Annotated in this window: 23 protein-coding genes and 1 riboswitch; of the genes, 16 read left to right on the top strand and 7 right to left on the bottom strand. The window is 39.9% G+C overall.

Features of this window, described 5'->3' with window-relative positions; translation table 11 throughout:
- Positions 1–231 precede the first annotated feature (231 nt).
- From INP95_RS00835 to rplS, 11 genes are all read left to right on the top strand, one after another.
- Entirely contained in the window at positions 232–2,259 is a 2,028-nt protein-coding gene (locus INP95_RS00835) for a BCCT family transporter (RefSeq protein ID WP_197560710.1), read from the top strand.
- A gap of 64 nt (positions 2,260–2,323) precedes the next feature.
- Entirely contained in the window at positions 2,324–4,243 is a 1,920-nt protein-coding gene (locus INP95_RS00830) for a BCCT family transporter (protein ID WP_197560709.1), read from the top strand.
- 166 nt (positions 4,244–4,409) lie between these two features.
- Positions 4,410–4,640 carry a twin-arginine translocase TatA/TatE family subunit gene (locus INP95_RS00825; protein ID WP_005697873.1) on the top strand — a complete coding sequence of 77 codons (231 nt, stop codon included), beginning with the start codon at positions 4,410–4,412 and terminating at the stop codon, positions 4,638–4,640.
- Between the two features lie 2 nt (positions 4,641–4,642).
- Positions 4,643–5,248 (top strand): Sec-independent protein translocase protein TatB, encoded by a 606-nt coding sequence (gene tatB / locus INP95_RS00820; protein WP_070867831.1) that lies wholly within the window; start codon positions 4,643–4,645, stop codon positions 5,246–5,248.
- Positions 5,249–5,257: 9 nt separating this feature from the next.
- Positions 5,258–6,040 carry a twin-arginine translocase subunit TatC gene (gene tatC, locus INP95_RS00815; RefSeq protein WP_197560708.1) on the top strand — a complete coding sequence of 261 codons (783 nt, stop codon included), beginning with the start codon at positions 5,258–5,260 and terminating at the stop codon, positions 6,038–6,040.
- 56 nt (positions 6,041–6,096) lie between these two features.
- Positions 6,097–7,119, top strand: coding sequence for a porphobilinogen synthase (gene hemB / locus INP95_RS00810; protein WP_070590298.1), 1,023 nt, complete (start codon positions 6,097–6,099; stop codon positions 7,117–7,119).
- 233 nt (positions 7,120–7,352) lie between these two features.
- Complete coding sequence (gdhA, locus tag INP95_RS00805) at positions 7,353–8,702, top strand: NADP-specific glutamate dehydrogenase (protein WP_070590301.1); 1,350 nt, start codon at positions 7,353–7,355, stop codon at positions 8,700–8,702.
- 226 nt (positions 8,703–8,928) lie between these two features.
- The gene (gene rpsP, locus INP95_RS00800; RefSeq protein ID WP_005697005.1) at positions 8,929–9,174 is read left to right on the top strand and encodes a 30S ribosomal protein S16; all 246 of its coding nucleotides are present in this window, start codon (positions 8,929–8,931) and stop codon (positions 9,172–9,174) included.
- Between the two features lie 44 nt (positions 9,175–9,218).
- On the top strand, positions 9,219–9,746 hold the full coding sequence (gene rimM / locus INP95_RS00795) for a ribosome maturation factor RimM (protein WP_070590304.1): 528 nt from the start codon (positions 9,219–9,221) through the stop codon (positions 9,744–9,746).
- Between the two features lie 37 nt (positions 9,747–9,783).
- On the top strand, positions 9,784–10,524 hold the full coding sequence (gene trmD, locus INP95_RS00790) for a tRNA (guanosine(37)-N1)-methyltransferase TrmD (RefSeq protein ID WP_005634352.1): 741 nt from the start codon (positions 9,784–9,786) through the stop codon (positions 10,522–10,524).
- Between the two features lie 36 nt (positions 10,525–10,560).
- Complete coding sequence (rplS, locus tag INP95_RS00785) at positions 10,561–10,911, top strand: 50S ribosomal protein L19 (protein WP_005697898.1); 351 nt, start codon at positions 10,561–10,563, stop codon at positions 10,909–10,911.
- Between the two features lie 60 nt (positions 10,912–10,971).
- Here rplS and rho read toward each other — a convergent pair whose 3' ends face one another.
- A complete protein-coding gene (rho, locus tag INP95_RS00780) occupies positions 10,972–12,234 on the bottom strand; it encodes a transcription termination factor Rho (RefSeq protein ID WP_005695393.1) in 1,263 nt (420 codons plus the stop codon).
- Between the two features lie 230 nt (positions 12,235–12,464).
- Here rho and argH point away from each other — a divergent pair, with 230 nt between their 5' ends.
- Positions 12,465–13,838 carry an argininosuccinate lyase gene (gene argH, locus INP95_RS00775; RefSeq protein ID WP_197560707.1) on the top strand — a complete coding sequence of 458 codons (1,374 nt, stop codon included), beginning with the start codon at positions 12,465–12,467 and terminating at the stop codon, positions 13,836–13,838.
- 58 nt (positions 13,839–13,896) lie between these two features.
- Here the strand turns inward: argH and INP95_RS00770 are convergent, their stop codons facing one another.
- From INP95_RS00770 to serB, 3 genes are all read right to left on the bottom strand, one after another.
- Complete coding sequence (locus INP95_RS00770; protein WP_197560706.1) at positions 13,897–14,307, bottom strand: hypothetical protein; 411 nt, start codon at positions 14,305–14,307, stop codon at positions 13,897–13,899.
- Positions 14,308–14,377: 70 nt separating this feature from the next.
- Entirely contained in the window at positions 14,378–14,869 is a 492-nt protein-coding gene (locus INP95_RS00765) for a YajQ family cyclic di-GMP-binding protein (protein ID WP_049371578.1), read from the bottom strand.
- 20 nt (positions 14,870–14,889) lie between these two features.
- On the bottom strand, positions 14,890–15,834 hold the full coding sequence (gene serB, locus INP95_RS00760) for a phosphoserine phosphatase (protein ID WP_197560705.1): 945 nt from the start codon (positions 15,832–15,834) through the stop codon (positions 14,890–14,892).
- A 68-nt stretch (positions 15,835–15,902) separates the two neighbouring features.
- Between serB and INP95_RS00755 the strand changes: the two genes are divergently transcribed.
- From INP95_RS00755 to hpf, 4 genes are all read left to right on the top strand, one after another.
- Positions 15,903–16,580: a YtjB family periplasmic protein gene (locus INP95_RS00755; RefSeq protein WP_197560704.1), complete on the top strand. Its 678-nt coding sequence runs from the start codon at positions 15,903–15,905 to the stop codon at positions 16,578–16,580.
- An 85-nt stretch (positions 16,581–16,665) separates the two neighbouring features.
- The gene (tkt, locus tag INP95_RS00750) at positions 16,666–18,663 is read left to right on the top strand and encodes a transketolase (protein WP_197560703.1); all 1,998 of its coding nucleotides are present in this window, start codon (positions 16,666–16,668) and stop codon (positions 18,661–18,663) included.
- Positions 18,664–18,973: 310 nt separating this feature from the next.
- A riboswitch (glycine riboswitch) is annotated at positions 18,974–19,095 on the top strand.
- 87 nt (positions 19,096–19,182) lie between these two features.
- Positions 19,183–20,553, top strand: coding sequence for an alanine/glycine:cation symporter family protein (locus INP95_RS00745; RefSeq protein ID WP_049355830.1), 1,371 nt, complete (start codon positions 19,183–19,185; stop codon positions 20,551–20,553).
- 241 nt (positions 20,554–20,794) lie between these two features.
- Complete coding sequence (gene hpf / locus INP95_RS00740) at positions 20,795–21,118, top strand: ribosome hibernation-promoting factor, HPF/YfiA family (RefSeq protein WP_005695412.1); 324 nt, start codon at positions 20,795–20,797, stop codon at positions 21,116–21,118.
- 46 nt (positions 21,119–21,164) lie between these two features.
- Here hpf and INP95_RS00735 read toward each other — a convergent pair whose 3' ends face one another.
- The 3 genes from INP95_RS00735 to INP95_RS00725 all read right to left on the bottom strand — a co-directional run bounded on the left by INP95_RS00735 (position 21,165) and on the right by INP95_RS00725 (position 24,692).
- Positions 21,165–21,308 carry a hypothetical protein gene (locus INP95_RS00735; protein ID WP_005697833.1) on the bottom strand — a complete coding sequence of 48 codons (144 nt, stop codon included), beginning with the start codon at positions 21,306–21,308 and terminating at the stop codon, positions 21,165–21,167.
- Between the two features lie 55 nt (positions 21,309–21,363).
- Positions 21,364–22,758, bottom strand: a complete 1,395-nt coding sequence (mltF, locus tag INP95_RS00730) for a membrane-bound lytic murein transglycosylase MltF (RefSeq protein ID WP_049372788.1) — start codon at positions 22,756–22,758, stop codon at positions 21,364–21,366.
- Between the two features lie 95 nt (positions 22,759–22,853).
- A complete protein-coding gene (locus tag INP95_RS00725) occupies positions 22,854–24,692 on the bottom strand; it encodes a DEAD/DEAH box helicase (RefSeq protein ID WP_197560702.1) in 1,839 nt (612 codons plus the stop codon).
- Positions 24,693–24,767: the final 75 nt, after the last annotated feature.

Genomic DNA, 24,767 nt, shown 5'->3' with positions numbered 1-24,767 from the left:
TTTTCTTTCATGATTTTTCAATTTTAGGCAATTTGAAAAAATATTGATATTTTGATAATATATATTTCGTATTTGGAAACAATCCACTCAAATCCTACTGAGCGTTTCCTTCAAAATCGCACTTCTCCGTGCTATCATTTGCGATGGTTCCATCTCACCATTTAGGGCTTAAAGCCTTATTTTATTTAATCTGATTTTATTTTTATTCACTTAATTTTTAAGGGGGAAGCGTTGTCTTTATCTAAATTTATGGAAAAGCAAACGTCGTTCAATCCTTTAGTGATTGGTGCAACGTTATTTTTTGTGGTGTTGCTTGTCGCGATGATTTTAATCGCACCTGAACAAACACAAACTTTATTAAATGCTGCTAAATCGGGCATTTTTGCCAACTTTAGTTGGTTTTACGTATTAGCATTCTCAGTATTTTTGGGCTTTTTAGTCATTTTATCAGTCAGTAGCCTAGGTAATATCAAATTAGGCAATGATGAAGAAGAGCCTGAATTTGGTTTTCTGTCTTGGTTGGCGATGTTATTTGCTGCCGGTATGGGGGTAGGGTTGATGTTCTTTGGTGTAGCAGAACCATTGACGCATTACTTATCTGATATTACCACAGGCAGCGCAGAGCATAAGCAACAAGAAGCCTTGTTACACACCTTATTCCACTGGGGAATTCATGCCTGGGCGGTGTATGGCACGATTGCGTTGGCATTGGCTTACTTTGGATTCCGTTACAAATTACCTTTGGCATTACGTTCTTGTTTCTATCCGTTATTGAAAGAGCGTATTAATGGCAAGTTAGGCGATCTTATCGACATTATGGCGTTACTTGCTACCTTATTTGGTATTATTACAACGTTAGGTTTCGGTGCTTCTCAATTGGGGGCAGGCTTACATCAATTAGGCTGGATTAGCGAAAATAGCTTCAGCTTGCAAGTTGTCGTAATTGCCGTGGTAATGAGTTTAGCGATATTTTCCGCGATTTCCGGTGTAGGGAAAGGGGTAAAAATCTTAAGTGAGCTGAATTTAACATTAGCTTTCTGTTTGTTGATTTTCGTCTTAGTGGCGGGGCCAACACTTTATTTATTATCCGCTTTTAGCGACAATATCGGAACTTATCTCAGCAACTTAGTCCAATTAAGCTTCAAAACCTATGTTTATGAACAAGAACATACTGGCTGGTTTAGCGGTTGGACAATTCTGTATTGGGCATGGTGGTGTTCTTGGGCACCATTTGTCGGTTTATTTATTGCGCGTATCTCGAGAGGACGTACCATTCGCGAATTTATTTTTGGCGTGTTGGTGATTCCTAGCATGTTCGGCATCTTGTGGTTTACCGTATTTGGTAATACGGCCATTTGGTTGAATGATGGTGAAGCTGCAGGTACGTTAGGGCAAATGATTTCCTCGCCTGAAACGTTACTCTTTAAATTCTTAGATTATTTACCGCTTTCTGGTGTGACGGGTTTAGTGAGTTTGGTGGTGATTTCTTTATTCTTTATCACCTCGGCAGACTCCGGTATTTATGTATTAAATAACATTGCATCACGCGATAAAAGCCTTGCAGCACCTCGTTGGCAGGCTGTGATGTGGGGTGTATTAATGTCAGTCGTCGCGATTGTTTTAATGCAATCGGGTGGTTTGGCAAACCTGCAGGCAATGACCTTGTTGGTGGCATTACCTTTCGCGATGTTGATGTTACTGATGTGCTTTAGTTTATGGAAAGGTTTAAGTGCAGATAAAAAATATTTTGATACCAAAGTGAATCCAACCAGTATTTTCTGGACGGGGGATAAATGGAAAGAACGTTTGGAACAAATGATGAACCAAACGCAAGAAAAAGATATTTTACGTTTCCTTAAACATACGGTATTACCGGCTATGCGCGAATTACGTCAAGAGTTGATTGGCAAATATGACTTAAGCGTACAAATTAACACGTTATTTGATCAAGATGAACCTGCAGTCGAGTTAGTCATTCAAAAAGATTTGATGCGAGACTTTATGTACGGGGTGAAATCTATCGGTCGTGAGGTGTCAGAGCAATTAATTAATGATGATAACTTGCCACATATCCAACATAGTATGACCTATGAGCCATACACTTATTTCTTTGATGGTCGAGTGGGTTATGATGTGCAATATATGGACCAAGATGAATTGATTGCCGATATGTTGAAACATTATGAACGTTACTTAAGTTTGCTAGACGATGTGGGTCAAGAATTGATGGCACACGAGCAAACAGAACTGGCTGAATAATAAGAATAAAGTGCGGTTGAAAATCCTCTTAATTTTTAACCGCACTTTTTATCTTAAAACAAATATGAAGATACAAAATACTTTCAAAGCAAATGTTATTTGGGGCAGTTTAGGTTTTAGTTTAGCGATTATTGCAGCCCTTTTATTTGATACGCAGCAAACGATATCTTATCTTGCTGCGGCGAAAGCATTTATTTTCTCTCAATTTAGCTGGTTTTATATTTTACTGAGTGCATTTTTTCTATTCTTTTTACTTTTCTTGGCGTTAGGACGATACGGCGATATTAAACTCGGGAGTGATGAGGAAGAACCAGAGTTTAAATTAGGCTCTTGGATTGCATTACTCTTCACCTCTGGAATTGGTATTGGCATTGTTTTTCTTGGTGTTGCTGAACCGCTTTCACATTTTCTTTCACCAATAGGTGAATATGAGAAAGTTAGAACGGCATTATTTTTTAGTATTTTTCATTGGAGTATCAGTGCTTGGGCTATTTATGGATTAATTGCACTTACGATAGCTTACTTCGGATTTCGCTATAAATTACCCTTTTCTTTACGCTCTTGTTTTTATCCCTTACTGAAAGAAAAGATTAATGGAAAAGTAGGGGATGTCATTGATATTCTCGGGATTTGTACCACCTTATTTGGCGTAGTCGCAACCTTAGGTTACAGTGCGATTCGGTTGGCTGCCGCATTCCATTCAATGCATTTATTGGATAACTCACCGTATTTGGTTCCCCTTATTTTAGTGAGTGTTTTTATCATTGCTATCTTAATTTCACTGCAGGGTATCGCCAACGGGTTCCGCATTCTTAGTGAGCTTAATCTAGGCGTCACATTTCTCTTTATGTTACTGGTTTTGTTATTCGGTCCGACAATATATTTAATTTCTGCGTTTACAGAAAATATTGGTACCTACTTAAGCGGTTTAATTAGAGTCGGCTTCAAGGCTTATGCCTATGATGTAGAACATCTAGACTGGTTTATGGATTGGACAGTTTTTTACTGGGCATGGTGGTTTTCATGGGCGCCAGGGTTTGGAATTTTTATCGCACGGATTTCTCGCGGACGAACTTTACGGGAGTTTATTTTCGGCGTATTGATGGTGCCAAGTTTATTCTTTGTTTTATGGTTCACAGTATTTGGAAATGGGGCAATTTGGGTGAATGAACATCTTGCTAAGGGGGCATTAGGTCAAGCTGTAAATAATGTGGGGTCACTCCTTTTTGATTTTCTAAGTTATTTACCCTATTCCGGCTTAACTAAAACGTTAGCTTTATTTATTATCACACTCTTTTTTATCGTCACCATTAACTTTGGTATTTATACGCTTAATAATATCGCGATTGAAGACAAAAGCCAGGTTTCACCTCGTTGGCAATCTATGTTCTGGGGAGGGCTATTGTCAGCAGTTACGTTTGTGCTTTATCTTTTTGGCGGTATTGAAATACTCCAATCAACGATGTTGTTTTTTTCTTTACCTTTTGCTCTATTGATGTCTGTGATGGCATGGAGTTTGTTGAAAGGTTTACGACTTGAACGTCAATATTATTCCACAGAGGTTTCAGATTTGTGGACAGGTGCAAACTGGCGTAGCCGTTTAAGACAGTTAGTGATTGAACCTAAGCGAGATGATGCCATTTTACATTTAAAAACAACGGCACTTTTGGCAATGAGAGAGTTGCGCCAGTTACTCATTGGTACCTATGGTTTAAATGTGACCTTACAGCAGCATTTTGGTCGTGATAATAATCAACTGGTTCTTTCTATTGAAAATGGATTAGCAGAAGAGTTTTTTTACCAAATTACCTTGTTCGAGAAGCCTGAGCCTGAAACTGCACAAGTTCATCATGCATTAATGGTTTCAACCAATATTCAATTGGAAGGTTATCCTTTGAGTATTACAAATGAAGAGGATTTGATCGTGGACATCTTGCAATGTTATGAGCGATACATGAAAGAACTGGATTTTGTTATTTCATAATTCCTGTCTCATGAGTAAACAGAACTGGCTGAATAATAAGACTAAAGTGCGGTTGAAAATCCTCTAATTTTTTTGACCGCACTTTTAAAATTACCTCTTGAGACAAATGCATAAAAAGAGTATATTCAAGCCCAAATTTTCAATTTAATTCTAACGGAGTTTTTCTATGTTTGGTTTATCCCCAGCACAAATGATTATTTTATTAGTCGTGATTTTATTAGTATTCGGTACAAAAAAATTACGCAATGCGGGATCTGATCTTGGCGCAGCAGTAAAAGGCTTTAAAAAAGCGATGTCTGATGACGAGCCGAAAAAAGATGCGGAATTTACTCAAATTAAAGACGGTACAAACACCGCTGAAAAAACTGAAACTGTAAAAGATAAAGAACAGGCATAACCGTGTTTGATATTGGTTTTTCCGAACTTGTTTTATTAATGCTTGTGGGCTTAGTTGTTCTAGGCCCTAAGCGTTTACCTGTGGCTATTCGCACGGTAATGGGCTGGGTGAAAACGATCCGTGGGTTGGCAGCTAATGTTCAAAATGAATTAAAACAAGAGCTTAAATTGCAAGAGTTGCAAGATAGTATTAAGAAAGCGGAACAACTTAATCTCAAACAGCTTTCCCCAGATTTAAGTAAAACCGTTGAAGAGCTGAAAGAGCAAGCTCAAAAAATGCGCGCAGAGTTAGAAGAAAAAGCAGCTGCAGCAGGTACAACGGTGGAAGAGCAAATTAAAGAAATTAAAAGTGCGGCTGAAAATCCGGCTGATTCTGCGGAAAAACTTGAGGTAAGCACACAAGAAACAGCAGAGAAACCGGTTGAAACAGCATCCACAGAACATGCAGAGAATGAAACTGCCGAAGTTTTGGAATCTGAAAAAACAGAAGTGGATTTGACCGCACTTGAACCTCATGAACAAGCTGAATTAACTGAGCGTTTATCCGATTACTATTCGCCGGATGATGTGGAGCTACAGCCTGCACCGAAATCTGAAGCGAAGTCCTAGAGAATAATTATGAGCAATATGACGGACGATTCCCAACCGTTAATTACCCATCTTGTTGAACTCAGAAACCGCTTATTACGTTGTGTAATTTGTATTCTAGTGGTTTTTGTGGCGTTGGTTTATTTTTCTAATGATATTTATCATTTTGTCGCCGCACCTTTAACCGCGGTGATGCCAAAGGGTGCAACGATGATTGCAACCAATATCCAAACGCCTTTCTTTACGCCAATTAAATTAACCGCGATTGTATCGGTATTTATTTCGGTACCTTATTTGCTTTATCAAATTTGGGCATTTGTCGCACCGGCACTGTATCAACATGAAAAACGTTTAATTTATCCATTATTATTTTCCAGTACAGTTTTATTCTATTGCGGTGTAGCGTTTGCTTATTATGTTGTTTTCCCTTTCGTGTTTAGTTTCTTTACGCAAACTGCACCAGAAGGGGTGGCTATCGCAACAGATATCAGCAGTTACCTTGATTTTGCGCTAGCATTATTCTTGGCTTTCGGTGTGTGCTTTGAAGTACCCGTTGCCATTATTTTGCTTTGCTGGACAGGTGTCACAACAACGAAAGCATTGGCGGCAAAACGCCCTTATATTATTGTGGGAGCATTCTTTGTTGGCATGATCTTAACGCCACCAGACGTGTTCTCTCAAACTTTACTTGCTGTACCAATGTGTCTTCTCTTTGAATTAGGCTTGTTAGTTGCACGTTTCTATCAACCGAAAGAGGATGAAGAAGAGGCAAGTGCGGTAGAAAATCAGGGTGATTTGAATCACAAAGATTAAGAAAATGGGCGTAGGTGATACGCCCTTTTAATATCATAAAAACAGGAAATATTATTATGACTCAACAAATTTTAGGCGGTTTTCCAACCCGTCGTCTTCGTCGTTTACGTAAACATGATTTTAGTCGCCGTTTAGTGGCAGAAAATACTTTAACCGCGAATGATTTAATTTATCCGGTATTTATCATTGAAGGTAAAAATCATCGTGAACCAGTTCCTTCTATGCCTAAAGTTGAACGTTTAACGATCGATCAGTTATTAATCGAAGCAGGTCTTTTAGTGAAATACGGCGTGCCAGTGATCTCATTATTCCCTGTAGTTGAGCAAGATAAAAAATCTTTAATGGCGGATGAGGCATTTAACCCGAATGGTTTGGTACAGCGTGCAGTGAGAGCATTGAAAGCCGCTTATCCAGAATTAGGGGTATTAACCGATGTCGCACTCGATCCTTATACACTACATGGACAAGACGGGATCATTGATGAAGAAGGCTATGTATTAAACGATATTACAACAGATATCCTGATTAAACAGGCTGTTTCACACGCTGAAGCAGGTGCTGATATTGTGGCTCCGAGTGATATGATGGATGGACGTATTGGTCGTATTCGTCAGGCATTGGAAGAAAATGGTCATATCAATACGCAAATTATGGCGTATTCTGCAAAATATGCGTCTAATTATTATGGTCCATTCCGTGATGCCGTTGGTTCTGCCGGCAACCTTAAAGGTGGTGACAAGAAAACCTATCAACTTGATCCAGCCAACGGTAATGAAGGCTTGCAAGAAGTGGCTCTTGATTTACAAGAAGGCGCGGATATGGTGATGGTGAAACCAGGTATGCCATATTTAGACATGGTATATCGTGTGAAAGACTATTTCGGCGTGCCAACCTTTGCTTATCAAGTTTCTGGTGAATATGCGATGCATATGGCAGCCATTCAAAATGGTTGGCTGAAAGAAAAAGAATGCATTATGGAATCATTGCTTTGCTTTAAGCGTGCGGGTGCGGATGGTATTTTGACGTATTTTGCGAAGCAAGTCGCTGAATGGCTTTACTTAGAAGGTAAAAATAAATAAGCACTTTTTAACTTGAAGTGCTAATCTAGGAGCTAATTTTAGATTTCATCTAATAAAAACGAGGAAATATTAAATGTTTTCTCGTTTTTTATTTTTTTTTCATTTTTTCTATAAAAAAACTATTGCCTAGTTGATTTTTCTATTGTTATATTGATGACACGCCGCAACAAGACGGTGATAAATAAAATAACGTTACACACATCATATTAACTCACTACTAGAAGGAAAATCCTATGTCAGCAGTAGCATCATTAGACGCATTTCTTGAAAAAGTGGCTCAACGCGACGGTCACCAACCTGAATTTTTACAAGCCGTTCGTGAAGTCTTCACGTCAATCTGGCCTTTCTTGGAAGCAAACCCTAAATACCGTTCAGAAGCTTTATTAGAGCGTTTAGTTGAGCCAGAGCGCGCAATCCAATTCCGTGTGGCATGGACTGATGATAAAGGTCAAGTTCAAGTAAACCGTGCTTTCCGCGTGCAATTCAACAGTGCAATTGGGCCTTTTAAAGGGGGTATGCGTTTTCATCCATCCGTTAACTTATCAATCTTAAAATTCTTAGGTTTTGAACAGATCTTTAAAAATGCCTTAACCACATTGCCAATGGGCGGTGCAAAAGGGGGATCTGATTTTGATCCTAAAGGCAAATCAGATGCTGAAGTGATGCGTTTCTGCCAAGCATTAATGGCTGAATTGTATCGTCATGTAGGTCCGGATACCGATGTGCCTGCGGGAGATATAGGTGTGGGTGGTCGCGAAGTCGGTTATCTTGCAGGCTATATGAAAAAATTATCAAACCAAGCTGCTTGTGTCTTTACTGGTCGTGGTCTTTCATTCGGTGGGAGCTTAATACGCCCTGAAGCAACGGGGTATGGATTGGTTTATTTTGCCCAAGCAATGCTTGCAGAGAAAGGGGATAGCTTCCAAGATAAAACGGTTTTAGTTTCTGGTTCGGGTAACGTGGCTCAATATGCCATTGAAAAAGCGATGGAACTCGGTGCGAAAGTCGTAACTTGTTCTGACTCAGCGGGTTATGTGTATTTACCAGAAGGTTTTGATCGTGAAAAATTAGCCGCGTTATTAGAACTCAAAAACGTAAAACGTGGTCGCGTAAAAGAATTTGCGGAACAGTTTGGTTTGCAATATGTTGCGGGTAAACGCCCTTGGGAAGTGAAAGCAGATATTGCACTTCCTTGCGCAACCCAAAACGAATTAGAGATTTTAGACGCTAAAGCTCTAATTGCAAACGGTGTGAAATTGGTTGCTGAGGGTGCAAACATGCCAACCACTATCGAAGCGACAGAAGCATTCTTAGAAGCTGGTGTATTATTTGGCCCTGGTAAAGCGGCTAATGCAGGTGGTGTTGCAACATCAGGTTTAGAAATGGCGCAAAGTTCACAACGTTTATACTGGACAGCTGAAGAGGTGGACAGACAGCTTCATCGTATCATGTTAGATATTCATGCAAACTGTAAAAAATACGGTTCAGCAGAAGGCCAAGCAAACATTAACTATGTAGTTGGCGCAAACGTAGCAGGCTTTGTAAAAGTAGCCGATGCAATGTTGGCTCAAGGGGTTTATTAATCCAATAAATGAATGAAAAATTGACCGCACTTTGTGATGAAGCGCGGTCATTTTTTATGGTGAATTTCTCAAGTAGAAATAGGCTATTGGCTTGCTTTTTTGCTCAAAAAGTGTAAAATCTTCAGGCTTTTTGTCTATATATACAGAGAAAAAAGTAAGCTATATTCTTAAATTACTTTCGAGTTTGAGAATATTCTTTTAGTAATTAAACATTTAGAGGAAGGTTATGGTAACCATTCGTTTATCTCGTGGCGGAGCTAAAAAACGCCCATTTTATCAAATCGTAGTAGCTGACAGTCGTTCACCACGTGACGGTCGTTTCATTGAGCGTGTAGGTTTCTTCAACCCAATCGCACAAGGTAATGCAGAGCGTCTTCGTGTTGATCTTGAGCGTGTAAACCACTGGGTTGCTCAAGGTGCATCACTTTCAGATCGTGTTGCAACTTTGGTAAAAGAAGCTCAAAAAGCATAATCTCGCTTTTTGATTTAGTTCTTAAACTAAGATAGGTGAAAAATATGGAACAACAACGTATTGAAGTTGTGGGCAAATTAGGCTCAACCTACGGTATCCGTGGGTGGTTACGTATTTATTCATCAACAGAACAAGCTGAAAGCATTTTTGAATATCAACCTTGGTTTTTAAAAATCAAAGGCGAATGGCAGCCAACGGAATTAGAAAACTGGCGTCATCATAATCACGAAATCATCGTTAAATTAAAAGGCGTTGATGATCGTGAAGCCGCACAAACTTTAGCAAATGTTGAAATTGGTGTGGATTTATCTGTATTCCCAGAACTGGAAGAAGGGGATTATTACTGGCACGATTTAATCGGTTGTTCAGTCGTCAACCTAGAAGGTTATACAATGGGAACCGTAACAGAGATGATGGAAACCGGTTCTAATGATGTGTTAGTGGTTAAAGCCAATACTAAAGATGCTTTTGGGAAACAAGAGCGGTTAATTCCGTTTTTGTATGAACAAGTAGTTAAAAGAGTCGATCTCACCACGAAAACAATTGAAGTGGATTGGGACGCTGGTTTCTAATCTCAAGTATGCATAAACGTAATGTAGTAGGCTTTTTATGTGGATAGGGGTGATTTCATTATTCCCCGAAATGTTTAAAGCGATTACGGAATTTGGGGTTACAGGTAGAGCCGTAAAACATAATCTTCTGCAGGTGGAATGTTGGAATCCAAGAGATTTTACATTCGATAAGCATAAAACTGTGGATGACCGCCCTTATGGTGGTGGTCCGGGAATGCTGATGATGGTGCAACCTTTACGGGATGCGATTCATGCAGCAAAAGCTGCTGCAGGAGAAGGCGCAAAGGTGATATACCTTTCGCCACAAGGACGTAAACTCGATCAAGGTGGCGTAACCGAACTTGCTCAAAATCAGAAATTGATTTTGGTATGTGGACGTTACGAAGGTATTGATGAGCGATTGATTCAAACTGAAATCGATGAAGAATGGTCAATCGGCGATTACGTTCTGACCGGTGGGGAGTTGCCGGCAATGACATTAATTGATGCTGTTGCGCGTTTTATTCCCGGTGTATTAGGTAAGCAAGCCTCTGCAGAAGAAGATTCTTTCGCAGATGGTTTATTAGATTGTCCGCATTACACCAGACCGGAAGTGTTAGAAGGATTAACTGTACCACCCGTGCTGATGTCGGGACATCACGAAGAAATTCGGAAATGGCGATTAAAACAATCGCTACAAAGAACGTGGCTCCGACGCCCTGAGCTCTTAGAAGGCCTAGCTCTGACTGACGAACAACGTAAACTGTTAAAAGAGGCGCAAGCCGAGCATAACAGTTAGTTTCAGTTACATCTAGGATCAATAAAGGATCAAACAATGTCTAACATTATCAAACAACTTGAACAAGAACAATTAAAACAAAACGTACCTAGCTTCCGCCCAGGTGATACTTTAGAAGTTAAAGTATGGGTAGTTGAAGGTAGCAAACGTCGTTTGCAAGCATTCGAAGGCGTGGTTATTGCAATTCGTAACCGTGGCTTGCACTCAGCATTCACTTTACGTAAAATTTCTAACGGTGTAGGTGTTGAGCGTGTATTCCAAACTCACTCTCCAGCTGTAGATTCTATCGCTGTTAAACGTAAAGGTGCAGTACGTAAAGCTAAACTTTACTACTTACGTGAACGTTCAGGTAAATCAGCTCGTATTAAAGAGCGTTTGGGCGAATAATTCGCAAAATAAAAAAGGCTTGGTTTTCCAAGCCTTTTTTGTTTTTAAGTGCGGTCAACATTAAGACCGCTTCATAATTTCAAAAAACTCATCGTTGGTTTTTGCCACCATAAGTTTGTCGATGAGGAATTCCATCGCTTCCACTTCACCCATTGGGTTAAGGATTTTGCGAAGAATCCACATTTTTTGTAATTCATCTGGTGTGGTAAGTAAGTCTTCTTTACGCGTACCAGAACGGTTGAAGTCGATTGCTGGGAACACTCGTTTTTCAGCAATTTTGCGAGAAAGATGTAATTCCATATTACCGGTACCTTTAAATTCTTCAAAGATAACCTCATCCATTTTTGAACCGGTATCTACAAGTGCGGTAGCAATAATGGTTAAACTCCCGCCTTCTTCTACGTTACGCGCCGCACCAAAGAAACGTTTTGGACGATGCAACGCATTTGCATCCACACCACCAGAGAGAATTTTACCGGATGCTGGCGTAACGGTGTTATAAGCACGTGCTAAACGCGTGATAGAGTCGAGTAAAATCACCACATCTTTTTTGTGCTCAACAGAACGTTTGGCTTTCTCGATAACCATTTCAGCCACTTGAACGTGACGAGCAGCAGGTTCATCAAAGGTAGAGGCAATCACTTCACCTTTTACCGAACGTTGCATTTCCGTTACTTCTTCTGGACGCTCATCGATTAAAAGTACAATAAGTTCACATTCTGGGTAGTTGTGCGTGATGCTTTGTGCAATATTTTGTAGCAACATGGTTTTACCGGCTTTTGGTGGTGCCACGATAAGACCACGTTGACCTTTACCAATCGGAGAGGCTAAATCCAAAATACGCGCGGTTAAATCTTCGGTTGAGCCATTACCACGTTCCATTCTTAAACGGGAATTCGCATGTAATGGAGTTAAGTTTTCGAAAAGGATTTTGCTACGAGAGACTTCAGGTTTGTCATCATTGACTTGGTCGACTTTTAAAAGTGCAAAATAGCGTTCGCCCTCTTTTGGTGGACGGATTTTGCCTTCGATTTTATCACCAGTTTGAAGATTGAAGCGACGAATTTGACTTGGAGAAACGTAGATGTCATCAGGACCAGCAAGGTAGGAACTGTCTGCGGAGCGTAAGAAACCGAAACCATCGGGTAAAATTTCTAACACGCCACCGCCAAAAATATCTTCACCGCTCTTTGCGTGTTGTTTCAAAATCGCAAAAACAATATCTTGTTTACGTAAACGGGCAAGATTTTCCAAACCCATTTGTTCTTCGCCAAGTTTCACAAGATCAGAAACAGGCGTATTTTTAAGTTCTGTAAGATGCATAATTAATAATGTTGGAACGAATAAGAGTTGATAATACTGAAATGTTTGAATGGTGGGCAATGCCCTTAAGAATGGTGCGTAAATTACCACTAAAATTTAATACTGTCTAGTTTTTGTTAGAAAAAACAGGGTAAAATAGCAAACCATAAAGAGATTATTATTGCATCTTGATTAGTTATGCGTAATAATTGAATAATTAATCAATTTTAATATTAAAAGAAGGATAACCTATGGCTCTCTGGGGTGGTCGTTTTACACAAGCGGCAGATAAACGTTTTAAAGATTTTAATGATAGCCTGCGTTTTGATTATCGCTTGGCAGAGCAAGATATTGAAGGCTCCATTGGCTGGTCTAAAGCTTTAGTCAATGTCGGTGTATTAAGTGCTGAAGAGCAACAACAGCTAGAAGTTGCCTTAAATGAATTATTAATCGAAGTGCGGTCAAATCCACAAGCGATTTTGCAGGATGATGCAGAAGATATTCATAGCTGGGTGGAAAGTAAACTTATTGATAAAGTGGGTAATTTAGGTAAAAAATTACACACGGGTCGTAGCCGTAATGACCAAGTTGCACTTGATATTAAAATGTGGTGCAAACAACGTGTAACGGAGTTGCAAGCATCTATTCGTAATCTTCAACGTCATTTGGTGCAAACAGCGGAAAATACGCAAGATGCGGTGATGCCGGGTTATACCCATTTACAACGTGCACAACCAATCACTTTTGCTCATTGGTGCATGGCTTATGTGGAAATGTTTGAGCGTGATTATTCACGTCTCGCCGATGCTTATAAACGCATGAATAGTTGCCCATTAGGCAGCGGTGCACTTGCGGGAACTGCCTATGCGGTCGATCGTGAACAATTAGCCTCAGATTTAGGTTTTGCTTTTGCGACGCGTAATAGTTTGGATAGCGTCTCTGATCGTGACCATATTGTGGAATTACTCTCAACAGCTTCTTTAAGTATGGTGCACCTTTCTCGCTTTGCTGAAGATATGATTATTTTCAACAGTGGTGAAGCGAATTTTGTGGAATTGTCAGATCGTGTGACTTCAGGTTCGTCTTTAATGCCGCAAAAGAAAAATCCTGATGCTTGTGAATTGATTCGTGGTAAAGCTGGCCGTGTCATGGGGGCATTAACCGGTATGTTGATGACTGTAAAAGGTTTACCGTTAGCGTATAACAAAGATATGCAAGAAGACAAAGAAGGGATCTTTGATGCATTAGATACCTGGCAAGATTGCGTAGATATGGCGACTTTTGTATTAGATGAATTAAAAGTGAATACCGATCGTACTCGTGAAGCTGCTTTAAAAGGCTACTCAAATGCAACAGAGCTAGCAGATTATCTTGTAGCAAAAGGTGTACCATTCCGTGATTCTCACCATATTGTCGGTGAAACCGTGGTTTATGCCATTGAAAAAGGCAAAGCCTTGGAAGACTTAACCATTCCTGAATTCCGTCAATTCAGTGATGTGGTAGGGGATGATGTATATGACATTCTTTCACTACAATCTTGTTTAGATAAACGTTGTGCGAAAGGTGGGGTTTCACCACTTCGTGTAGCAGAAGCGATTGCAGAAGCAAAAGCGAGATTAGCTTAATTAACGCAAATAAAAAGAGCGGTCAAAAAATGTTGTGTTTTTTGACCGCTCTTTAGTTTTATTGTGGAAGTGGATCCATTAATTCAAGGATTTTATCGGTAGGCTCTTTTATATCGAAACTCGATCCCATTAATAATGAAAAAGTCTCGTCATTTCGTTTGCAAGCAGCATGAGAAATTAGCTTACCTTTCTTATTACGCAAATCGATAGTAACTTGACTGATGCTCGTCTTATCTACTGCTCTTTCTTTTATTATCGTCCACAACTGATTATTTTCTGTTGATGGAAGAAAAAGAGTCGCTTCTGTGGCATAAGCTTGTAAGTAAGCATTATCTATCGTTTGATCAGCCACATTCACATCGTTTTTCATGTAAGTGAATGTTTTAAGATTATTTAGCGCGACCCAAAGTTTTTCCCCTTTGGTGCTTTCACATTTTACAACATCAATGACGCTATCACCGAGATTCATGGCATTCTCATTTGCGAACGAACATAGTGGAACGGCAGCCCAAAATACCCAAAGATATTTTTTCATTAAATTAATCTCTAAAGTTATTAAATTGGAATGGTTGACCTAATTCAGCGCCTTTCACTAATTGAATAACAGCTTGTAAATCATCACGGGATTTGCCGGTTACGCGTACTTGTTCACCTTGAATTTGAGTTTGAACTTTGATTTTTGAATCTTTCACTAATTTAGTGATTTTTTTCGCCATCTCTGGTTCAATCCCTTGTTTTAATTTGATTTCTTTGGTGTAAAGTTTACCGTGATGTTCACTTTCTGTTGGAATATCCAATGAGCTATGCTCAATGCCACGTTTTACAAACGCACCAATCAAGATTTCAATTAATTGTTCTAATTGGAAATCAGATTCTGTGGTCACTTTCACTGTTTCGCTTTTTTCATTTAATTCAATGACGGCTTCCACACCACGGAAATCATAACGTGTACTTAATACGCGGTTTGCATTTTCAACCGCATTACGCACTTCGTGCATAGTAATTTCAGATACGATATCAAAAGATGGCATAAGTTTTCTCCCAAAATGAATTAAATTCGATCATTTGCACTTAAAAGACATAAAAGTGCGGTTAAGTCAGCAAAGTTTACCACAATTTGTGCTTGTTGTTGCACCTTCGGTTTGGCATGGAATGCTACGCCTAATCCGGCGACCTTCATCATCGCTAAATCATTAGCGCCATCACCAATAGCAAGGGTATTTTTGCGTGGAATGTTGTATTCTTCAGCGAGTTTTTGCAAGGTATTCGCTTTGTATTGTGCATCGACCACGCTACCTTTTACATTGCCAGTCAGCGTGCCATCAATAATTTCAAATTGATTAGACGCCGCAAAATCGAGGTTTAATAAACTTTTTAAGTAATCGGCGAAATAGGTAAAACCACCAGAAGCAATGGCAGTTTTCCAACCATGTTGTTGTAATGTCTTAATGGTTTCAATTAAGCCCGGCATTAACGGTAATTTTTCACGTACTTGTTGCAAAATCGTTTCTGGTGCGCCTTTAAGTGTTCTCACACGTCGACGCAAACTTTGTTCAAAATCGAGCTCGCCACGCATGGCACTTTCAGTAATGGCAGAAACTAATTCACCTGTGCCAGCCAGTTTAGCGATTTCATCAATGCATTCAATTTGAATTACCGTAGAATCCATATCCATCACCAATAAACCTTTTTCTGATAATTTTGCATCAAAATCCAGTTTAGCGATGTCTAATTGCAGGTCGTGGGCATGGGCAATAAAATCGGCTAGCCATTTGCCTTTTAAAAGGACAACGGTATTTTTTTCTACGTTCCATGCATCAAAACACAGGAAAGATTGACCGCACTTTTGTTGGAATTCGAGTAATTTGGCTAAATTCAGCGTTGTGCCGTATAAAATAAACGCATGAGTTTCATCGGGATGAGGCAAATCAGACGAAAGTGCGGTAGGAAATTGGGGATATTTTTGGGTAATGCTTGCAAGGTTTTGAATTTGCATAGAAAATCCTGTAAATTGTGAATACTCATCTATTCTAGCCGATCTTGGCGAAAAAATGGAAAAACAACGTGCAATTAATTAAAGAAAAACTTCAAAAATCACTGATGTTTGGGCTCATCGTGCTGCTTTGTATCGGTGCCATGACGGTGATTTTGTTTGGTGTGAAACAATTTAAGATTGGTTCACAGCTTTCAAGTGTGAATCAAGTAGCGAATTTATCGCATACTTTGGTTCGTCAGCAAACCAATTTATTTTCAGTTTTATTAACCAATAATGCGAAATCCGATCAGCTCGTCGAAAATTTAGATAATTTAGTCAAAGAAAACTTTGTGCTCGATGCGACTATTTATGATTATAACGGTAAAGAATTGGCACAAAGTACCAATACAGGCAACCTTCGTGAGCAACTAGGCCTAGAACATAAAAATGAAGGTGAGTTTTCAACACAACAAATTGTTGAGCCTATTTATTCTGCTTCTAATAACGCGGTTCGTGGCTTTTTGCGCGTGACCTTTGACGCCCAATATGCTCAAACAACACAGAATAAAATCAATCAAGTTTTTCACCGCTTATATGGTGAAATTGTCGTGGTCTTTTTATTAGGCGCTTTATTCGCCAGTTCCATTCATTATTTTTTAAGTCATTATCGTCGAACATATCGAAAACCAGTGGAAACTAAAACGGTGGTCAATTTACAAGGTAAATCGAGTAGCCAACGTTTCCATCAACGTCGTCGAAGAATTTGATCAAGGTAAATAAAATTGCAAATATTGGTTAAGCCAATCAGTAAATAAGGTAGAATACTGGGAATTATTTAGATAGGAGAAAAACATGGCAACTCGTAGACAACTCGCCAACGCAATTCGTGCGCTATCAATGGATGCGGTACAAAAAGCGAAATCAGGCCACCCAGGTGCACCGATGGGAATGGCAGATATCGCTGAAGTATTATGGCGCGATTTCTTAAAACACAACCCAAGCAATCCTAAATGGGCCGATCGCGACCGTTTTGTACTTTCTAATGGCCACGGTTCAATGTTGATCTATAGCTTATTACATTTAACAGGCTATGATCTTTCTATCGAAGATTTAAAACAATTCCGTCAATTACATTCTAAAACCCCTGGACACCCAGAATATGGTTATGCACCAGGTGTTGAAACCACTACTGGTCCACTAGGCCAAGGTATCACTAATGCCGTGGGTATGGCGATTGCTGAGAAAACATTAGCAGGTCAATTTAACCGTGAAGGTCATGAAATTGTCGATCACCACACTTATGTGTTCTTAGGTGATGGCTGTTTAATGGAAGGGATTTCTCACGAAGCTTGCTCTTTAGCAGGAACATTAGGCCTAGGTAAATTAATCGCATTCTACGATGACAACAATATTTCGATTGATGGTCATGTTGATGGTTGGTTCAGCGATGATACGGCAGAACGTTTTGAAGCTTATGGCTGGCAAGTAATCCGTAATGTAGATGGTCACGATGCAGAACAAATTCGTGCTGCAACCATTCTTGCTCAAGCCGAAAAAGAAAAACCAACGTTAATTATTTGTAAAACCATCATCGGCTTCGGTTCACCAAATAAATCAGGTTCTCATGATTGCCACGGTGCACCATTAGGTGATGAAGAAATCGCATTAACCCGTAAAGCTCTAGGCTGGGAATATGCTCCATTTGAAATTCCGGCTGAGTACTATGCAGAATGGTCTGCGAAAGAAAAAGGCGCTGCAGCAGAAAAATCTTGGGAAGAAAAATTTGCGGCTTATGCAAAAGCATATCCAGAACTTGCTGCAGAATTTACACGTCGTGTAAACGGTGAATTACCGGCAAATTGGACAGTAGAATCTAAAGCGTTCATTGAAAAATTACAAGCGAATCCTGCAAGCATTGCGAGCCGTAAAGCATCACAAAATGCAATCGAAGCTTATGCACATGTATTACCTGAGTTCTTAGGTGGCTCTGCAGACTTAGCAAGCTCTAACTTAACGTTATGGAGCGGTTCTAAACCAATTCGTGCACACGAAAACATAGGCGGTAACTATATCAACTATGGTGTGCGTGAGTTTGGTATGTCTGCGATCATGAATGGTATTGCTTTACACGGCGGTTTCATTCCTTATGGCGCAACTTTCTTAATGTTCTACGAATATGCACACAATGCGGTGCGTATGGCGGCATTAATGAAACAACGCTCACTCTTTGTTTATACACACGACTCGATCGGTTTAGGCGAAGATGGACCAACTCACCAACCAGTTGAGCAAACTACATCATTACGCTTAATTCCAAATCTTGAAACATGGCGTCCATGTGACCAAGTGGAATCAGCCATCGCATGGCAACAAGCGGTTGAGCGTCAAGATGGCCCAAGTGCGTTGATCTTTACCCGTCAAAACTTAGCACAAATGGACCGCACTTCTGCACAATTAGAGGCAGTTAAACGTGGTGCTTATGTATTAAAAGACTGTGATGGCACACCTGAGTTAATCTTCATTGCGACTGGTTCTGAAGTGGAATTAGCAGTGAAAGCTGCAGATGTGTTGAGTGCTGAAGGTAAAAAAGTACGCGTAGTTTCTATGCCAAGCACTAACCGTTTCGATAAACAAGATGCAGCGTACCGTGAAAGCGTATTACCAGCTGCTGTAACTAAACGTGTTGCAATCGAAGCAGGTATTGCAGACTTCTGGTATAAATACGTTGGCTTTGAAGGTCGTGTAGTAGGCATGAACAGCTTTGGCGAATCAGCACCAGCAGATCAATTATTTAAACTCTTTGGTTTCACCGTAGATAACGTGGTAGCAAAAGCAAAAGAGATTTTATAATTATTAAAATGGATAAAGGCAGGTAATGACCTGCCTTTCTTTTTTGATTAAAAAAAAGAGCGGTCAAAAAATAAGAAAATTTTTGACCGCACTTTGTTTTTATCTGCTTTCACCTTGTTATCTAAGCCTTTTTTTGTCAATCCATTGAGTTAGCCTTTCAAGTTTGCTAAAATTCGCGACACTTTTTGCGATAAAAAATAAAACGTAAAAAGTGAGTTCGGAAGAAGGTAGCTGGAGAGTAGGGAATTGCCCCTACGCCGACGAGGTAAAATCTTTCAGGCGCAATCGCAAGATTGCAGGGACTGTTACTGGACGAACCCTTGGAGAGATCCATTGCATTTTATCGATGTAAATGGACGCCGAAGGCGCAAAAGAGCGGTCGATTTTTCGATTGTTTTCCAAACGCTCAGGCAAAAGGACAGGGGCAAAAGACAATCCGTATTATCAATATATTTCTATCGGGATTCTTCTTGTCTCCTTGTCGAGTTTATTTGTATTTTAAACGACGAGGAATCATCAATGTCATTACAGACAATCTTATCGGCTGTTAGTAGCTTTATATGGGGACCGCCCCTACTTATTCTTTTGTCCGGAACCGGACTTTATCTCACCCTTCGTTTAGGCTTTTTGCAAATTCGTTATTTGCCTCGTGCCTTGGGCTATTTATTTGCTCGTGGTGCAAATAAAGGCAAAGGGGACGTGTCTTCTTTTGCTGCACTTTGTACCGCATTAGCGGCAACCATTGGTACAGGGAATATCGTGGGTGTAGCGACCGCAGTACAAGCGGGTGGACCTGGCGCGATTTTTTGGATGTGGCTAGTTGCATTATTAGGCATGGCAACCAAATATGCCGAATGTTTGCTTGCAGTGAAATATCGTGTGCGCGATAAATACGGTTTTATGGCTGGTGGACCAATGTATTACATCGAACGTGGTCTTGGTATCAAATGGTTAGCGAAATTATTTGCGTTATTTGGGGTGTTGGTGGCCTTTTTCGGTATCGGTACTTTCCCTCAAGTGAATGCGATTACGCATGCGATGCAAGACACCTTTAACGTGCCTGTTGTGATTAGTGCAACTGTGGTGACGGTATTGGTCGCTATGATTATTCTTGGTGGAGTAAGACGTATTGCGAGAGCTTCTGCAGTCATTGTGCCTTTTATGGCGCTGGGTTATGTGACGACCTCAATTATCATCTTAATCGTTAATTACGATAAATTACCTGCTGCAATTTCATTAATTATTCAGAGTGCGTTTAATCCTCAGGCAGCTTTAGGTGGTGCAGTTGGCTTTACCGTGATGAAAGCCATTCAATCGGGTGTGGCGCGCGGTATTTTCTCAAATGAATCAGGTTTAGGAAGTGCGCCAATCGCAGCCGCAGCAGCGCAAACGAAAGAGCCCGTTCGCCAAGGTTTAATTTCGATGACAGGGACATTCTTAGATACCATCATCGTATGTACGATGACGGGCTTAGTGCTAGTTATTACGGGAGCATGGAGTAACCCAGAGCTCTCAGGTGCAAGTGTGACTAACTATGCTTTTGCACAGGGATTAGGTACATCATTTGGTGCAACGATTGTAACAGTAGGATTATTATTCTTTGCTTTCACCACTATTTTAGGGTGGTGCTACTACGGTGAGCGTTGTTTCCTTTACTTAGTTGGTATTCGTGGTATTAAATTGTATCGCTTCATGTTTATTGTTTTAGTCGGAGCAGGTTCATTCCTTACTTTAGATTTAATTTGGATCTTAGCGGATATTGTGAATGGTTTAATGGCCTTCCCGAACTTAGTCGCATTAATTGGTTTACGCAAAGAGATTATTTCAGAAACCAAAGATTACTTTGAACGTTTAAAAGCCACACAACATGATCAAGATGAATTAGCCTAATTCATATCGTAAAAAGAAAAGGGAAGCTGAACGCTTCCCTTTGTTGTTTACAGCTTTACATCATAACAAGTTTACACGGAAATGAAATCACATTTTTTCAGAAATTAGATCCCGATCATATTTTTGAACATTTGTTTTTTTATTTACCTAAAAGCACTTGAAAAAGTGGTTCAAGGTCGATATGTTGTTATTAAAGATGAACGGAACCGAAGGGTTCATTTAAGCAAAAGAGGTAAATGCTATGACACTCAATATCACAAGTAAACAAATGGAAATCACCCCTGCAATTCGTGAACATGTGGAGGGAAGACTTGCAAAATTAGAGAAATGGCACACTCAACTGATTAGCCCGCACTTTGTTTTAAGTAAAGTGCCAAACGGCTTTTCTGTAGAGGCTTCAATTGGAACCCCGTTAGGTAATCTGTTAGCCACTGCAACGGCTGATGATATGTATAAAGCGATCAATGAAGTTGAAGAAAAATTAGAACGCCAATTAAATAAACTTCAACATAAAGGCGAATCCCGCCGAGCAGATGAGCGTTTGAAAGATTCTTTTGAAAAATAAAGGATAATGAATAAATAAAAAGGGCGAACATGATGTTCGCCCTTTTTTAGATATCTTGAATCACTAATTGTAATGCATGGCGTTGGAATTGTTTTGCTTTACGGTGTTTTAAGCGTCTTAAACGCAAGTTGCGTGAGGCAGAGATATCTCTTGATGCTTTTTTCTTTAAAAAAGTTTTTCTTTTTAACATCTTTTTCTCCTTGTTTTCTTTGAGTTCAATAAAACGTTGCTTTTTCTGACCGCACTTACTCTGTTGCAGTCGCTTGGTTTTCTTGAACGCGATGATAATTCACAATGCTGTTCATGTAACGGCGAATATTTTCGACATATTGGTAGGCTTCATAGCCTCGGGCGTAGCCATATTTTAAGTTTGAATAATGGCGCTTTTCCGATAATAGTTGAAGATTATTTTTTACATCTAACCAGTTATCTGGGTTACCACCTAATTTTTTTGTTAAGCGACGTGCGTCCAAAATATGCCCTAATCCCATATTATATGCTGCTAAAGAATACCAAATTCGATCTTCTTCTGGAATACTGTCTGGCATTTGGTCGAGTAGCCAATGCAAATACTCCGATCCCGCTTTTATACTTTGTTCGGCATCAGTGCGATTATTAATATTCATCCGCACAGCCGTATCTTTGGTAAGCATCATCATCCCGCGCACACCTGTTGGAGAGGTAGCATAAGGGTCCCAATGCGATTCTTGATAGGCTACAGCAGCTAATAATCGCCAGTCTAAATTCCCTTTGTATTTTTCAAAGAGCGGTTGATATTGAGGAAGGATTTTTTCAACCGCCTCTAAATAAGCCTGAGTATCTACATAATCAAAGGCAGTAATGTGGCGGAAATATTTTTCCTCAATACGATCAATTAATCCCGTTTCAATGGCATTATTCATAAAATCCAATAAGCCTGCTTGTAGCTCATTATAGGATTGATTGGAAAGATACCAATGCACGGTCATTTCATCCGTTAGGTCAAATGCAATTGCTAAGTTAGGGCGAATTTGTTGTGCAGCCGCCACATCAATACTGTTTGCAATGGTATAAGGAATTTTGCCTTCCGCCACTTGAATTAATAATTCCTCTTGGGTTAACTGTTTGTTATTCTGCCATTTAAGTGCAGGAAGTTTTTTCTGCGCGAGGGATAATAATTTTTCTAAGTCTTCCCCCGCAGAAATAATAATTTCTTGCTGGACTTGCGCTAAATCTTTCGGGCGATTTTCACCTTTTTTATACACAAGCTGCCAAGAGGCGGAGGTGTAAGATGGTCCTAACTGAAATTTTTCTGCACGCTGAGGCTGGAACAAAAGATTCGCAGCGGCGATATCAATATTATTGTTCTCTAATTCATTAAAAAGTTGATCATTATTTTCTAAGGTTTTAATTTGTAAGCGAACCCCTAAATAATCAGCAAAGTTTTTTGCTAATTCGTATTCCAAGCCTGATTCGCCTTCATTCCCAATAAAATAGTAAATGGGATTGTTAATGGTGCCGACAATTAGGCTACCGCGATTTTTGATCGTGGTGTAAGGGTTTTGCTCCGATTGCATAATTTTTTGCCAAGGGAAAACCATATCAATTGCCCAAAGTAATAATGCAAAAGCAGCAATAATACGTAAAAATAGACCTTTCAATAGATAAACCTTATAAATTGAGATAAGAGACGATTGTAACGAGAATTAAGACAATAAAAAAGCCCCTTTTACTTCAAGGGGCTGTTAAATAAGGATTAACGTTGGCGATCTCGGCGACTACGTTCATTAAAAGTGCGGTCATTTTTATCGTTAAATTTACGCTGACGACGCTCACCATTACGTTCACCACGGAAACGATCTTGGCCTCGGTCTCCACGTTCATTACGGCGACCTTTTCCACCAAAGTCATTGCCACCACGTCTATTGTCTGACTGTGCTGCACCCATAAAGCTCATTTGCATTTGTTTATTTAAAACGCGAGTTTTTCCGAATTGTTGGAGCAATTCTTTTGGCATACCTTGTGGTAATTCAACAGTAGAGTAGTCATCGTAAAGTTTGATATGGCCAATGTAACGGCTGTTAATATCACCTTCATTTGCGATCGCACCTACGATATGACGCACTTCTACACCATCTGCACGACCTACTTCGATGCGATATAAATCCATCGGCTGTGGTGTGCCGTAGCCTTTACGTTCACCACGACGTTCAGCTGAACGTGGATTTTCACGACGATCACCGCGATCATGACGGTCACGACGACGTTTATCCATTGGTGGATCAGGTGGAAGAATGAGTTTTTGTTTTCCTTGAAGTAACATCAACATGGCTGCAGCAATATCTTCTTGATCCTGATCTGCCGTGAATAAATCTTCCAATAAGCTACGATACATTTCCAGATCGTGATGTTCCAATTGCTTGGTGATCTTGTCTTGGAATTTTTTACGACGACAGGCTTGCAATACTTCATGATTTGGCAATTCAACTTCATTGATTGGTTTTTTCATCAAGTGTTCGATATTGCGAAGTAAACGGCGTTCACGTGGTTCAACGAATAATAATGCACGACCAGAACGACCAGCACGGCCAGTACGGCCGATACGGTGAACGTAAGACTCTGCATCAAGTGGGATGTCATAGTTCACTACAAGGCTGATTCGTTCAATATCAATACCGCGCGCAGCCACATCGGTTGCAACGACGATATCAAGGCTACCATTACGTAAGCGATCTAAGGTTTGCTCACGTAATTGCTGAGTCATATCACCGTTTAATGCCGCAGCACGGAAACCGTGTTTTTCTAATAATTCGGTCACATCAAGTGTACCCGTTTTGGTACGGGTAAAAATGATTGCTGCATCAAACTCTTCCACTTCTAAGAAACGTAATAATGCCTCATTTTTACGGAAACCTTGAACATACCAACAATTTTGCTCAATATCTGGCGCATTATCGTTATTTACTTTGATTTTCACTTCTTGTGGGTTGTTCATGAAGCGTTTTGTGATACGACGAATTGGCTCAGGCATAGTCGCTGAGAAAAGGGCTGTTTGGTGTTCTTCCGGTAATTCAGCCATAACGGTTTCTACATCATCAATAAAGCCCATACGAAGCATTTCATCAGCTTCATCAAGTACGATAGCTTTTAATTCAGATAGATTTAATGTGTTACGACGGATATGATCCAAAATACGGCCTGGTGTACCAACAACAACTTGTGCACCTTGTTTTAATGCACGTAACTGGATGTCATAACGTTGACCACCATAAAGAGTAACGATATTGATGCCTTTTGCATATTTCATAAAGTGTTCACAAGCATCGGCAACTTGAATGGCAAGTTCACGGGTCGGTGCCATCACCAATAATTGTGGATGTTTTGCGGCAGGATCAATTTTTGCCAAAATAGGTAACGAGAATGCGGCAGTTTTACCACTACCGGTTTGCGCCATACCAAGTACATCTCTGCCTTCTAGAAGAGCAGGAATACAAGCTTGTTGGATTGGCGAAGGTGTTTCAAAACCAAGGTCAGAAACGGCTTTTAGAATGAATTCAGGCAAGCCTAAATCATTAAAAGTGATTTTGTCTGTCATTAAAATGCTCGAATATAAGTAAGGAAAGCTCAATTTCGCTTTCAGGTTTATTTGTTACACAAGAAAGAGGCAAGT

It is taken from the genome of Haemophilus parainfluenzae (assembly GCF_014931375.1).
Lineage (GTDB): Bacteria > Pseudomonadota > Gammaproteobacteria > Enterobacterales > Pasteurellaceae > Haemophilus_D.
The sequence above is the reverse complement of the archived record's forward strand: the minus strand, read 5'-3'. Positions and strand labels throughout refer to the sequence as shown.

Excerpts from the sequence above, each read along its gene's own strand:
- gdhA (WP_070590301.1), top strand. The coding sequence starts at position 7,353 with ATGTCAGCAGTAGCATCATTAGACGCATTTCTTGAAAAAGTGGCTCAA.
- rplS (WP_005697898.1), top strand. The coding sequence starts at position 10,561 with ATGTCTAACATTATCAAACAACTTGAACAAGAACAATTAAAACAAAAC.
- INP95_RS00830 (WP_197560709.1), top strand. The coding sequence starts at position 2,324 with ATGAAGATACAAAATACTTTCAAAGCAAATGTTATTTGGGGCAGTTTA.
- rpsP (WP_005697005.1), top strand. The coding sequence starts at position 8,929 with ATGGTAACCATTCGTTTATCTCGTGGCGGAGCTAAAAAACGCCCATTT.
- tkt (WP_197560703.1), top strand. The coding sequence starts at position 16,666 with ATGGCAACTCGTAGACAACTCGCCAACGCAATTCGTGCGCTATCAATG.
- INP95_RS00735 (WP_005697833.1), bottom strand. The coding sequence starts at position 21,308 with ATGTTAAAAAGAAAAACTTTTTTAAAGAAAAAAGCATCAAGAGATATC.
- hemB (WP_070590298.1), top strand. The coding sequence starts at position 6,097 with ATGACTCAACAAATTTTAGGCGGTTTTCCAACCCGTCGTCTTCGTCGT.
- argH (WP_197560707.1), top strand. The coding sequence starts at position 12,465 with ATGGCTCTCTGGGGTGGTCGTTTTACACAAGCGGCAGATAAACGTTTT.
- rho (WP_005695393.1), bottom strand. The coding sequence starts at position 12,234 with ATGCATCTTACAGAACTTAAAAATACGCCTGTTTCTGATCTTGTGAAA.
- INP95_RS00765 (WP_049371578.1), bottom strand. The coding sequence starts at position 14,869 with ATGCCATCTTTTGATATCGTATCTGAAATTACTATGCACGAAGTGCGT.
- rimM (WP_070590304.1), top strand. The coding sequence starts at position 9,219 with ATGGAACAACAACGTATTGAAGTTGTGGGCAAATTAGGCTCAACCTAC.
- hpf (WP_005695412.1), top strand. The coding sequence starts at position 20,795 with ATGACACTCAATATCACAAGTAAACAAATGGAAATCACCCCTGCAATT.
- INP95_RS00745 (WP_049355830.1), top strand. The coding sequence starts at position 19,183 with ATGTCATTACAGACAATCTTATCGGCTGTTAGTAGCTTTATATGGGGA.
- trmD (WP_005634352.1), top strand. The coding sequence starts at position 9,784 with ATGTGGATAGGGGTGATTTCATTATTCCCCGAAATGTTTAAAGCGATT.
- INP95_RS00770 (WP_197560706.1), bottom strand. The coding sequence starts at position 14,307 with ATGAATCTCGGTGATAGCGTCATTGATGTTGTAAAATGTGAAAGCACC.
- serB (WP_197560705.1), bottom strand. The coding sequence starts at position 15,834 with ATGCAAATTCAAAACCTTGCAAGCATTACCCAAAAATATCCCCAATTT.
- INP95_RS00825 (WP_005697873.1), top strand. The coding sequence starts at position 4,410 with ATGTTTGGTTTATCCCCAGCACAAATGATTATTTTATTAGTCGTGATT.
- tatC (WP_197560708.1), top strand. The coding sequence starts at position 5,258 with ATGAGCAATATGACGGACGATTCCCAACCGTTAATTACCCATCTTGTT.
- INP95_RS00725 (WP_197560702.1), bottom strand. The coding sequence starts at position 24,692 with ATGACAGACAAAATCACTTTTAATGATTTAGGCTTGCCTGAATTCATT.